Raw genomic sequence first — 13,442 nt, 5'->3', positions numbered from 1 at the left:
TATCATACAAGAACAAATAAATAATGTAAAATAATATTTATTTATTAAATAATAAGAATTTCTTATGATTAATTACACACTTAAGCAACTATATAGCTTTGAGGCAGTTGTGCGTTTAAAAAGTTTTACCAAAGCCAGTAAAGCATTAAACATTACTCAACCCGCCGTTTATATGCAAATCCAACAACTCAGTCAAAACATCGGCACCGAATTACTTAACACCAAAGGAAAAACCGTAACCCCCACTTTCATTGGCACAAAACTATACCAAACCTGCCTACGCGTCATCGCCACCCTTGAGCAATCAAAAGCCGATATTGAGCAAACCCTACACCCCGACTCAGGACACTTAGAAATCACCACCACCACGACTACCAACGCCTTCGTCTCTCGCATCTTGGCACAATTTAAAAAGCAATATCCTGACATGACCTTCCACCTAGAAGTTACCAACCGCAAACTCCTCCTAGAAAAACTCTCCAACCACAACGCCAATTTGGTCATTATGGGCGAACCCCCTGCCGATATGTCCCTCATCACTCAACCCTTTATGGAAAACCCACTCATCGCCATCTCTCACCCCGACCACCCCCTACTTAAAAACCAGCACAATTCCATCAAAGCCCTCAGAAGAGAAACCCTCATTACCCGCGAGCAAGGCTCCGGCACTCGCATGACCATCGAAAGAACCCTAGGTATGAAATTCAACTCAGAAATTGAAATCAACTCCAACGAAGCCATTATTGAAGCAGTCCAAGCAGGACTTGGCGTCGGTTTTGTCTCCAAACACACCGTGCAACTAGAACTCAAACATAACATCATCAAACAACTCAATGTTGACAAACTCCCCATCATTCGCCACTGGCATGTCGTTCACAACGCCAAAATCCAACTCTCACCCATTGCACAACGCTTTAAAAACTTTATTATTGAGAATGGGCAGCCGCTTTCAAAAAGCAAGGGTATTGCACAGTCGCATTAGCCTTGTTTTGGTTGTTATGGTTTAATCAGTTTGTCTCGTTCCTGCTTTTAAGAGCAAAGAGATGGTAAAAAGATTGAGTGAAAGGTATTTAAATAAAGATAAAATACGGTTAGCTGTCTCAAACAGGGTTTGAGAACAAGGATATTTTATGAGATAGTCAAAAACTTAGGATAAATTTTCTATGCTATACTGATAATATAGTTTTTTTATCAACTAGAAATCTTTATAAATTTAGGAATTCCTTATGCATACAGTTAATCGTTTTGTTGTTAGTTTTGTTTGTTTGTTGCTGTCTATGCAAGTCTCGGCTGTTGCGCTTAATCCTGATTCAGTTGCACTTAATCCTGATTATGTTAATAAAAAAGTTTACTTAAATGCAGATGGCTCTGGGGTTATTAGGACGCTAGATAATCATATAGAAAGATTTTTTTGGCTATTTGACTTGGATACTAGGATGGAAATAATGAATTGTCCGATGCAGACAGACTCGGTATTAAGTGATCCTACTATCTATGTGAAAACTATTGGTGCGGAAGATTGTTACCTCTCTCCGAAATATAAAGCAGGTGCGATAGTTAGTGTAGTTTTTGCCTTTACTTCCCATGGTGCTAATCACACGCTGTGCTTGCTTGATCCTGCTAAACCTGGTAAGGCTGATTGTGGCAAAGGTTATAAGCCTTTAACTAAAAACGCCTTAGCATCCACATACTTACCACCAGCAATTGTGAAGAAATAAAGGCTTGGTAATTATTTGCGTCTTCTGTGGGTGGGAAGGTGTTTTTATTTAAATGCCTTTTGTTTAAACTTTTTGTTATATTCTTGCTTTCAGAGACAACTCTGCGTTTCTGAGCAGAGATTGTGTTAAAAACAATTGGCAATTTCCTTAAAACAATGGGTGGTTGCATTAAAGCAATGCTTTAATTCTATGCTTGTGTTTGGGTGTACAACAATATTTTTTTTAAACAAACGCTATTTTTTGCGATCTACTATATTTGAGAGAGCAACGGATTAAAATCTGCTTTCCTCACCTGCAAGCCTTGTTCCTAAAAATAAACGAGCGCTGACGACATTCTTATGTTTTACCATGTGTTCAGTCTTGCCCACCATATACACCCCAAGCCTATAATGTTTTAATAAATTTATATGAAGAAATTCTTGTTTGGTCAAAACAGATTTCGCCCAAGCATCTACGATTAAAGTATCTTCATTCCATTTCTCAGGTTCAAATATGGGGGTTGATTGATCACGATTAATGATGTTAAAAGCATGATTAGGAAAAGTTGTGTCTATTAATTCTACGGCCACATTAAAGTAGTTTTTGCCTAATTCATGAAACATCATACTCGAAGATTCCCCGCAATTAGCGACTCCAAATTTGTCAAAGACCAGTTCCTTAAACTTATCACTTGAATAAAAATTTGTCGTGGCACTAATGAGAGAAAGTCCATCTTTTCTTAGCTTGGCAATATGCCTTCCTATGCTTTGTCGTAATTGTATTGTGGATATATCCACGCTTTCGTAAACAAGTCCTTCCTCAAAAAATCGACTAGAGGAGTTTAGTCTGCCCAGTCTTATGAAGATATCCGATTGCAAAATTTCTTTCCGCACTTTCATTATCTGCTTCATCTTCTCAGCTTGTGTTGCCTTACTTGTTTGCGCATATTCTTCAGTATTTGCTCTAGTTTCTACATTACTTACACCGCCAACAGCGCCTTCCTCTGTATTTTCCTGACCAGCTATTGTTCTAACATGTCCCGTTGGATCAATATATTTAAGGGGGTTATTGCTGACATAAGTATACAAATTCAATCCATTAACAGTGCCTGTTGAATCAGGGCTTATCCATCGTGCCATCCACGGGGCTAGGTATCTGGCACCGTAATAGCATAAACCACTGCTGTCGTCCCTTTCTTTGCCTGTGTAGCGGTAGCGTTTTTGTTGGACTTGGGCTTTGTTTTTTCCGGCAATAAGGGTGGTGGCACCATAAGGGGAGTAACTTTCATAACTAATAATTTGGGCTTGGTCGTTGAGTTCTAGGGTATTTGTTTTCAGGTGGCTGGAGAGTTGATAGCGAGCTTGAGGATTGTCTTTGTTGATTTCGCTGAGGATATGGGTGCCGATGTGCAGGGTGTTGGTTTGTTGTTTGGCTTTATTGGTTGAAGTGTCTAGTGAAGGCAAGTAGTTTCTTTGGCTTTGTATTTGTTTGTTGGATTCAATCACAGTGCGGACTCGGTTGCCTTGGTGGTCATAAACATAGTATTCTGTGGTGTTGTTTTTGTCTTGTTGGGTGAGTTTGTTTAGGGTGTTGTTGTAGTGCCAATGCAGGGTGCCAATGTTGTTTAGGGTTAGTAGGTTGCCGTTGGTGTCAAAATCGGTGGTAGATTGTGGGGTTTCGGTGCCACGGTTGTTGTGTGGGTGAATGGCGATGGTTTGTTGCCAGGTGTTGCTGTTGGCTTGGTGTGAGAGGTGGGTTAGGTTGTTGCTTATGTCGTAGGTGTAAGTTTGGTGATAGGGTTCTAAGGCATTCATCATTGAGTTTCTTTTAATTTTAATGATAGTGGGTTGCATTGTTTGTAGAATTAACTATACCCAATCTAAAAATATAAATCATTCCTTTTAACGCTTTCTTGAGGAGGGCTGGATTGGTGCTATTTACATTATGAGACCTCCTATATTAACTATGGATGTCGAATAAAGGGCAAATTTTATTCCGTTGTCATTTTTTATAAAGCCTATCCTAGCAGGACTAAAGTGGGTTTTATCAAAATTTACAAATGATTGGATAAGGTAATAGGTTAAAGTATACTCACTTCATTCACAAGGCAAACCCTCCTCAAATATACGAAGATTCACGCCATTGTTACGCCTTATTTTTGACCAATCAAGCCTTTAACACTATTATTAAACTTGTAATCATTTAATGACGAATCTATAAGAAGTAAATCTTTTTTTAGCATAAGCAATTTGCTTCCAAAGAAGCATGTTATGTTCTTGCTTTCAAAGACAAATGTACAATTCTAAAAGGCAATGAGTTGGTTGTATTAAAGTGATACCTTATTCCCATGTTAGGCTTAGGCGTGAGATAATTTTTTTTCGAACATGGGCAAGGGTGCAACAAGTTATAATCTGCTTTCCTCAACTCTCACTCTTGTTCCGAAAAATAAACGAACACTCACGGTATTTTTGTATTTTACTACATGCTCAGTCTCGCCCAACATGTACACCCCAAGCTTGTAATGTTTTGTTGAGAAATTTATATGAGTAAATTCTTGTTTGGTCAAAACAGATTTTGCCCAAGCATCTACGATTAAAGTATCTTCGTTCCATTTCTCAGGTTCAAATATGGGGGTTGATTGATCACGATTAATGATGTTGAAAACATGATCAGGACGATATGTGCCTAGTGACTCTACGACCATATTAGGGTAGTCTTCTCCTAACACATGAAGCATCATATTCGCAGACTCCGCACAATTGGCGACTCTATATTTGTCAAAGACCATCTTCTTAAACTTATCACTTGAATGAAATTTTATCGTGGCACTAAGGAAAGAGAGTCCATCCCTATTTTTTATCTTCCAAATATTCTTTTCCATACTTTCTCGTAATTTTGTTATGGATATATCTATGTCTTGGTAAACAATTCCTTGCTCAAGAAGTCGACTAGAAGAATTCAGTGCGCCCAGTCTCATGAAAATATTCGATTGTAAAATTTCTTCCCGTACTTCCATTATCCGCTTCATCTTCTCAGCCTGTACTGCTTCACTTATTTGTGCATATCTTTTAGCGTCCAACCTGCTACTTGTGCCACCAGCAGCACCCTCCTCTGTATCTTCCTGATCAGCTATTGTTCTAACATGTCCCGTTGGATCAATGTATTTAAGGGGGTTGTTGCTCACATAAGCATACAAATTTAATCCCCCAACAATGCCTGTTGGATCAGGGCTTATCCATCGTGCCATCCACGGGGCTAGGTATCTGGCACCGTAATAGCATAAACCACTGCTGTCGTCTCTTTCTTTGCCTGTGTAGCGGTAGCGTTTTTGTTGGACTTGGGTTTTGTCTTTGCCAGCAATGAGGGTAGTGGCACCATAGGGGTAATAACATTCATAGCTAACGACTTGGGCTTGGTCGTTGAGTTCTAGGGTATTTGCTTTTAGATGGCTGGAGAGTTGGTAGCGGGTTTGGGTGTTGTTTTCGCTGGTTTCGCTGAGGATATGGGTGCCAATGTGCAGGGTGTTGGTTTGTTGTTTGGCTTTATTGGTTGAAATGTCTAGTGAAGGTAAGTAGTTTCTTTGGCTTTGTATTTGCTTGTTGGATTCAATCACGGTGCGGACTCGGTTGCCTTGGTGGTCATAAACATAGTATTCTGTGGTGTTGTTTTTGTCTTGTTGGGTGAGTTTGTTCAGGGTGTTGTTGTAATGCCAATGTAGGGTGCCAATGTTGTTTAGGGTTAGTAGGTTGCCGTTGGTATCAAAATCGGTGGTGGATTGTGGGGTTTCAGTGCCACGGTTGTTGTGTGGGTGAATGGCGATGGTTTGTTGCCAGGTGTTGCTGTTGGCTTGGTGTGAGAGGTGGGTTAGGTTGTTGCTTGTGTCGTAGGTGTAGGTTTGGTGATAGGGTTCTAAGGTATTCATCATTGAGTTTCTTTTAATTTTAATGATAGTGGGTTGCATTGTTTGTAGAATTAACTATACCCAATCTAAAAATATAAATCATTCCTTTTAACGCTTTCTTGAGGAGGATAAGAAGGAAATATTTTTTTTAGTATAAACAATTTGCCTCCAAACATTCATGTTATGTTCTTGCTTTCAAAGACAAGTATGCAATTCCAAGTGGAACTTGGGAGCGAAGAATTGTATTAGAACAATTGACGATTTCCTTAAAACAATGGGTGGTTTATTTAAGGGAAGTGGTGATTGCATTAAAGTGATACCTTGTTCCCATGTTAGGCTTGGGCGTGAGATAATATTTTTTTTCGAACATGGGCAAGGGGGGTGTTATTTTTGCAATTTACTATCAACAGAGTAACAAGTTATAATCTGCTTTCTTCAAGCGTCAGTCTTGTTCCAAAAAATAAACGAACACTCACGGTATTTTTGTGTCTTACTACATGCTCAGTCTCGCCCAACATGTACACCCCAAGCTTGTAATGTTTTGTTGAGAAATTTATATGAGTAAATTCTTGCTTGGTCAAAACAGATTTTGCCCAAGCATCTACGATTAAAGTATCTTCGTTCCATTTCTCAGGTTCAAATATGGGGGTTGATTGATCACGATTAATGATGTTGAAAACATGATCAGGATGATATGTGCCTAGTGACTCTACGAACATATTAGGGTAGTCTTTGCCTAACACATAAAGCATCATATTCGCAGACTCCGCACAATTAGCGACTTTATATTTGTCAAAGACCATCTTCTTAAACTTATCACTTGAATGAAATTCTATCGAAGCACTAAAAAAAGAAAGTCCATGCCTATTTTTTATCTTCTCAATATTCTTTTCTATGCTTTCTCGTAATTTTGTTATGGACATATCTACGCTTTGGCGAACAATTCCTTGCTCAAGAAGTCGACTAGAAGAATTCAGTGTGCCCAGTCTCATGAAAATATTCGATTGTAAAATTTCTTCCCGTACTTCCATTATCCGCTTCATCTTCTCAGCCTGTACTGCTTCACTTATTTGTGCATATCTTTTAGCGTCCAACCTGCTACTTGTGCCACCAGCAGCACCCTCCTCTGTATCTTCCTGATCAGCTATTGTTCTAACATGTCCCGTTGGATCAATGTATTTAAGGGGGTTGTTGCTCACATAAGCATACAAATTTAATCCCCCAACAATGCCTGTTGGATCAGGGCTTATCCATCGTGCCATCCACGGGGCTAGGTATCTGGCACCGTAGTAATATAAGCCACTGCTGTCGTCTCTTTCTTTGCCTGTGTAGCGGTAGCGTTTTTGTTGGACTTGGGTTTTGTTTTTTCCGGCAATGAGGGTAGTGGCGCCATAGGGGTAATAACATTCATAGCTAACGACTTGGGCTTGGTCGTTGAGTTCTAGGGTATTTGCTTTTAGATGGCTGGAGAGTTGGTAGCGGGTTTGGGTGTTGTTTTCGCTGGTTTCGCTGAGGATATGGGTGCCAATGTGCAGGGTGTTGGTTTGTTGTTTGGCTTTATTGGTTGAAATGTCTAGTGAAGGTAAGTAGTTTCTTTGGCTTTGTATTTGCTTGTTGGATTCAATCACGGTGCGGACTCGGTTGCCTTGGTGGTCATAAACATAGTATTCTGTGGTGTTGTTTTTGTCTTGTTGGGTGAGTTTGTTCAGGGTGTTGTTGTAATGCCAATGTAGGGTGCCAATGTTGTTTAGGGTTAGTAGGTTGCCGTTGGTATCAAAATCGGTGGTGGATTGTGGGGTTTCGGTGCCACGGTTGTTGTGTGGGTGAATGGCGATGGTTTGTTGCCAGGTGTTGCTGTTGGCTTGGTGTGAGAGGTGGGTTAGATTGTTGCTTGTGTCGTAGGTGTAGGTTTGGCGGTAAAGTTCTAAGGCATCCATAATTGAGTTGCTTTTAATTTTAATGACAGTAGGTTGCGTTGTAGAATTAACTATACCTAATCTAAAAATATAAATCATTCTTTTTAACGCTTTCTTGAAGAGCTCTAGACTGGTGCTATTTACATTATGAGACCTCTGTATTAGACATAAATATTAACTAAAGGGCGAATTTTATTCAACATCCATGCCTATATGGGGGTCTCTTTAGATGTAAAAAATAGTCACCGAACTTATAATTGAGGCTAATATTTTTTTTCAAATGCAGATAGAAAAAAGGGGTGCTATTTTTTTTAATCTCTATATTTGGATAGAGGTGACAGGTCAAAGCATGCTTACTTCCTTCTTAAGACGACCATTCTCAAACACAAAAACACTTGCCTCATCTTTATACCGCATCATTTGACTAGCCTTGCCTTTAATGCCACTATTGAGTTTAAAATCACAATCTTGTAAATTCACACTAAGAAACTCTTCTTTAGTATAAACAGCTCGTTTCCAAGCATCCACCACTAAAGTGTCTTTATTCCATGTATCAGGTTCAAATATGGAGGTTGATTGATCACGATTAATCAAATTGAAAGTATGATCGGTGTCAGATATATCTATCCATTCCACTGGCATATCGGGATACTCTTTGTTTAAACTATTAAACATTAGATTGGAACATTCAGCGCAATTAGCGACTTTATGTTTAATGACCAGTTCCCGGTATTCATCGCTTGCATAAAACCGTGCAGTGATACGATTGTTATAAGTACCCTTCATATCGGCAATACGCTTGCAACTTTGGGCTCGTAACTCTGCCATCCTTAGACCTGCTTGGTAGGAAACATATCTTTCATGAACGGATGAATCAACATTTAGTGCACGATCAAGCCGACTAGAAGAGTCTAGTTGACCCAGTTGATTAAAAATAGGCGATTTCAAAATTTGCCCCTGTATTTCCTTTATTTTAACCATCTTCTCAGCTGCTAAATTGGCCGATATCACTTCACCATTGATTACCGCATATTCTCCAGAATCAAAATGTTGTCTTTTAGTTCTTCCATTGTATGCCGCCCCACCAACAGCCCCCTCCTCTGCTTCCTGCTCAGGTATGGTCTTAATATGTCCCGTTGGATCCCTGTATTTAAGGGGGTTGTTACTAACATAAACATACAAATTCAATCCACCAACAGCGCCTGCTGGATCGGGACTTATCCACCTTGCTAGCCAAGGGGCTAGGTATCTGGCACCGTAATAATATAAGCCACTGCTGTCGTCTCTTTCTTTGCCTGTGTAGCGGTAGCGTTTTTGTTGGACTTGGGTTTTGTCTTTGCCAGCAATGAGAGTAGTGGCACCATAGGGGTAATAACATTCATAGCTAACGACTTGGGCTTGGTCGTTGAGTTCCAAGGTATTTGCTTTTAGGTGGCTGGAGAGTTGGTAGCGGGTTTGGGTGTTGTTTTCGCTGGTTTCGCTGAGGATATGGGTGCCGATGTGCAGGGTGTTGGTTTGTTGTTTGGCTTTATTGGTTGAAGTGTCTAGTGAAGGTAAGTAGTTTCTTTGGCTTTGTATTTGCTTGTTGGATTCAATCACGGTGCGAACTCGGTTGCCTTGGTGGTCATAAGCATAGTATTCTGTGGTGTTGTTTTTGTCTTGTTGGGTGAGTTTGTTCAGGGTGTTGTTGTAATGCCAATGTAGGGTGCCAATGTTGTTTAGGGTTAGTAGGTTGCCGTTGGTATCAAAATCGGTGGTGGATTGTGGGGTTTCGGTGCCACGGTTGTTGTGTGGGTGAATGGCGATGATTTGTTGCCAGGTGTTGCTGTTGGCTTGGTGTGAGAGGTGGGTTAGGTTGTTGCTTGTGTCGTAGGTGTAGGTTTGGTGATAGAGTTCTAAGGCATTCATTGAGTTTCTTTTAATTTTAATGATAACGGGTTGCATTGTTTGTAGAATTAATATACCCAATCTAAAAATATAAATCATTCCTTTTAATGCTTTTTTGAAGAGTTCTAGACTGGTGCTATTTGCATTATGAGACCACTGTATTAGACATAAATATTAACTAAAGGGCAAATTTTATTCAACATCCATGCCTAATACATGAGGTCTTTAGGCGTAAAAAATAGTCACCGAACTTATAGTTGAGGCTAATGTTTTTTTTCAAATGCAGATAGAAAAAAGGGGTGCTATTTTTTTAATCTCTATATTTGGATTGAGGTGGCAGGTCAAAGCATACTTATTTCCTCCTTAAGACGACCCTTATCAAACACAAAAACACTTGTCTCATCTTTATACCGCATCATTTGATTAGCCTTGCCTTTAATGCCACTATTGAGTTTAAAATCACAATCTTGTAAATTCACACTAAGAAACTCTTCTTTAGTATAAACAGCTCGTTTCCAAGCATCCACCACTAAAGTGTCTTCATTCCATGTATCAGGTTCAAATATGGAGGTTGATTGATCACGATTAATCACATTAAAAGCATGATTGGTGTCAAACATATTTATCAATTCCACTGGCATATTAGGATATTCTTTGTTTAAGCTGCTAAACATTATATTGGAACATTCAGTGCAATTAGCGACTTTATGTTCAATGACCAATTCCCGGTATTCATCACTTGCATAAAACCGCATAATAATACGATTGTTAGAAGTGCCTTTCATATCGGCAATACGCTTGCGCTTTTGAGTTCGTAACGCTTCCATTTTTTGACCTGCTTGGATGGCAACATATGCATCATAAACGGATGAATTAACATTCAGTGAACGAGCAAGTCGACTAGAAGAGTCTAGTTGACCCAGTTGATTAAAAATAGGCGATTTCAAAATTTGCCCCTGTATTTCCTTTATTTTAACCATCTTCTCAGCTGCTAAATTGGCCGATATCACTTCACCATTGATTACCGCATATTCTCCAGAATCAAAATGTTGTCTTTTAGTTCTTCCATTGTATGCCGCCCCACCAACAGCCCCCTCCTCTGCTTCCTGCTCAGGTATGGTCTTAATATGTCCCGTTGGATCCCTGTATTTAAGGGGGTTGTTACTAACATAAACATACAAATTCAATCCACCAACAGCGCCTGCTGGATCGGGGCTTATCCACCTTGCTAGCCAAGGGGCTAGGTATCTGGCACCGTAATAATATAAGCCACTGCTGTCGTCTCTTTCTTTGCCTGTGTAGCGGTAGCGTTTTTGTTGGACTTGGGTTTTGTCTTTGCCAGCAATGAGGGTGGTGGAGCCATAAGGGGAGTAACTTTCATAACTAATAATTTGGGCTTGGTCGTTGAATTCTAGGGTATTTGCTTTTAGGTGGCTGGAGAGTTGGTAGCGGGTTTGGGTGTTGTTTTCGCTGGTTTCGATGAGGATATGGGTGCCGATGTGCAGGGTGTTGGTTTGTTGTTTGGCTTTATTGGTTGAAATGTCTAGTGAAGGTAAGTAGTTTCTTTGGCTTTGTATTTGCTTGTTGGATTCAATCACGGTGCGGACTCGGTTGCCTTGGTGGTCATAAACATAGTATTCTGTGGTGTTGTTTTTGTCTTGTTGGGTGAGTTTGTTCAGGGTGTTATTGTAGTGCCAATGTAGGGTGCCAATGTTGTTTAGGGTTAGTAGGTTGCCGTTGGTGTCAAAATCGGTGGTGGATTGTGGGGTTTCAGTGCCACGGTTGTTGTGTGGGTGAATGGCGATGGTTTGTTGCCAGGTGTTGCTGTTGGCTTGGTGTGAGAGGTGGGTTAGGTTGTTGCTTGTGTCGTAGGCGTAGGTTTGGTGATAGGGTTCTAAGGCATCCATAATTGAGTTGCTTTTAATTTGAGACTTTTACATAAACATGGATGATTAAAAAAATTCAGTTTTTACCAAATTGACAATTTCTTAAACCTTATCCTAACAAAGTTAAAACTAGGTTTAAAAAATGCTAAGTGGATGCTTGATAATTGTTCATATTTATACAAAGATCTCAATTTTTAATAATAATGGGTTATGTTGTTACAGGAGTAACTATACCTTAATCCAAAAATGAAAATCATTTTTTTACGAAGGAATGGAGAGGTGATAGGATGAGACCCTTGTATTGGACATAAATATTAACTAAAGGGCAAATTTTATTCAACATCCATGTCTAATGCAGGGGGCTGCGTAAAAAATAGTCACCGAACTTATGGCTGGGGCTAATATTTTTTTTCAAACACAGGTAAAGAAAGGGGTGCTATTTTTTAATCTCTATATTCGGATTAAGGTGGCAAATCAAAATAAGCTCGTTTCCGTCTCAAGATGAGGTCCATTAAACACACGAGAACTCATGTCTTCTTTATGCCTCATCTGTTGCTCGACTATGCCTTCAATGTCATTATCAAGACCAAAATAATTTTTTTGTAAATTCACTAGAAGAAACTCTTCTTTAGTATAAACAACTTGCTTCCAAGCATCCACCACTAAAGTATCTTCATTCCATGTATTAGGTTCAAACATGGAGGTTGATTGATCACGGTTAATCAAATTGAAAACATGGTCAACATTAGCCATATTTATCAATTCCACTGGCATATTGGGGTATTTTTTGTTTAAACTACCAAGCATTACATTGGCACATTCAAAGCAATTAGCGGCTTCATGTTTCTCCATGACCAGTTTCCTATATTCAACGCTTGCATGAAACTGCATAGTGGCACGAATGCGAGTCAGGCCTTTTCGTGTCAGATCGGCAACCTCTTTGCGCTCTTGGGCTCGTAACATTGCTATCTTACCATCAGCTCTTTCGGCAAGAGATCTTGCATAAGGAAGCTGATCAGAGAAGCTCCCCAATGCATGATAACGCCGACTAGAGGATTCCAAATCACCCAGTTTATTAAAAACAGCCGATCTAAGAATTGCTTCCTTTGTTTCCATTATTTTAGCCATTTTAACCATCTGCTCAGCTGCTAAATTGGCCGATATCACTTCACCATTGATTACCGCATATTCTCCAGAATCAAAATGTTGTCTTTTAGTTCTTCCATTGTATGCCGCCCCACCAACAGCCCCCTCCTCTGCTTCCTGCTCAGGTATGGTCTTAATATGTCCCGTTGGATCCCTGTATTTAAGGGGGTTGTTACTAACATAAACATACAAATTCAATCCACCAACAGCGCCTGCTGGATCGGGACTTATCCACCTTGCTAGCCAAGGGGCTAGGTATCTGGCACCGTAATAATATAAGCCACTGCTGTCGTCTCTTTCTTTGCCTGTGTAGCGGTAGCGTTTTTGTTGGACCTGGGTTTTGTCTTTGCCAGCAATGAGGGTGGTGGTGCCATAAGGGGAGTAACTTTCATAACTAATAATTTGGGCTTGGTCGTTGAGTTCTAGGGTATTTGTTTTCAGGTGGCTGGAGAGTTGATAGCGGGTTTGGGTATTGTTTTCGCTGGTTTCGCTGAGGATATGGGTGCCAATGTGCAGGGTGTTGGTTTGTTGTTTGGCTTTATTGGTTGAAATGTCTAGTGAAGGTAAGTAGTTTCTTTGGCTTTGTATTTGCTTGTTGGATTCAATCACAGTGCGGACTCGGTTGCCTTGGTGGTCATAAACATAGTATTCTGTGGTGTTGTTTTTGTCTTGTTGGGTGAGTTTGTTCAGGGTGTTATTGTAGTGCCAATGTAGGGTGCCAATGTTGTTTAGGGTTAGTAGGTTGCCGTTGGTGTCAAAATCGGTGGTGGATTGTGGGGTTTCAGTGCCACGGTTGTTGTGTGGGTGAATGGCGATGGTTTGTTGCCAGGTGTTGCTGTTGGCTTGGTGTGAGAGGTGGGTTAGGTTGTTGCTTGTGTCGTAGGTGTAAGTTTGGTGATAGGGTTCTAAGGTATTCATAATTAAGTTGCCTTTAATTTTAATGATTGAGAACTACATTGAGACCTTTGTATAAATATAAATAATATAGCGCTTAGTATTAGACATAAAT

At 40.0% G+C, this 13,442-nt stretch carries 8 protein-coding genes; 2 read left to right on the top strand and 6 right to left on the bottom strand.

Annotation, left to right across the window (positions count from 1 at the left end; translation table 11 throughout):
• Nucleotides 1–64 precede the first annotated feature (64 nt).
• On the top strand, nt 65–982 hold the full coding sequence (locus MS2017_RS03310) for a LysR family transcriptional regulator (RefSeq protein WP_122951255.1): 918 nt from the start codon (nt 65–67) through the stop codon (nt 980–982).
• Nucleotides 983–1,226: 244 nt separating this feature from the next.
• A complete protein-coding gene (locus tag MS2017_RS03305) occupies nt 1,227–1,718 on the top strand; it encodes a hypothetical protein (protein WP_122951254.1) in 492 nt (163 codons plus the stop codon).
• A 272-nt stretch (nt 1,719–1,990) separates the two neighbouring features.
• Here the strand turns inward: MS2017_RS03305 and MS2017_RS03300 are convergent, their stop codons facing one another.
• The 6 genes from MS2017_RS03300 to MS2017_RS03275 all read right to left on the bottom strand — a co-directional run bounded on the left by MS2017_RS03300 (nt 1,991) and on the right by MS2017_RS03275 (nt 13,351).
• Nucleotides 1,991–3,514 (bottom strand): RHS repeat domain-containing protein, encoded by a 1,524-nt coding sequence (locus MS2017_RS03300; RefSeq protein ID WP_241156955.1) that lies wholly within the window; start codon nt 3,512–3,514, stop codon nt 1,991–1,993.
• Between the two features lie 587 nt (nt 3,515–4,101).
• A complete protein-coding gene (locus MS2017_RS03295) occupies nt 4,102–5,622 on the bottom strand; it encodes an RHS repeat-associated core domain-containing protein (protein ID WP_241156954.1) in 1,521 nt (506 codons plus the stop codon).
• A 395-nt stretch (nt 5,623–6,017) separates the two neighbouring features.
• A complete protein-coding gene (locus MS2017_RS03290; RefSeq protein ID WP_241156953.1) occupies nt 6,018–7,613 on the bottom strand; it encodes an RHS repeat-associated core domain-containing protein in 1,596 nt (531 codons plus the stop codon).
• A 243-nt stretch (nt 7,614–7,856) separates the two neighbouring features.
• On the bottom strand, nt 7,857–9,422 hold the full coding sequence (locus MS2017_RS03285; protein WP_122952214.1) for an RHS repeat-associated core domain-containing protein: 1,566 nt from the start codon (nt 9,420–9,422) through the stop codon (nt 7,857–7,859).
• A gap of 320 nt (nt 9,423–9,742) precedes the next feature.
• Nucleotides 9,743–11,308, bottom strand: a complete 1,566-nt coding sequence (locus MS2017_RS03280; protein WP_122951253.1) for an RHS repeat domain-containing protein — start codon at nt 11,306–11,308, stop codon at nt 9,743–9,745.
• 453 nt (nt 11,309–11,761) lie between these two features.
• Nucleotides 11,762–13,351 (bottom strand): RHS repeat domain-containing protein, encoded by a 1,590-nt coding sequence (locus tag MS2017_RS03275; protein WP_122951252.1) that lies wholly within the window; start codon nt 13,349–13,351, stop codon nt 11,762–11,764.
• Between the last annotated feature and the right edge of the window lie 91 nt (nt 13,352–13,442).

This window comes from Bathymodiolus thermophilus thioautotrophic gill symbiont, from assembly GCF_003711265.1.
Lineage (GTDB): Bacteria > Pseudomonadota > Gammaproteobacteria > PS1 > Pseudothioglobaceae > Thiodubiliella.
The sequence above is the reverse complement of the archived record's forward strand: the minus strand, read 5'-3'. Positions and strand labels throughout refer to the sequence as shown.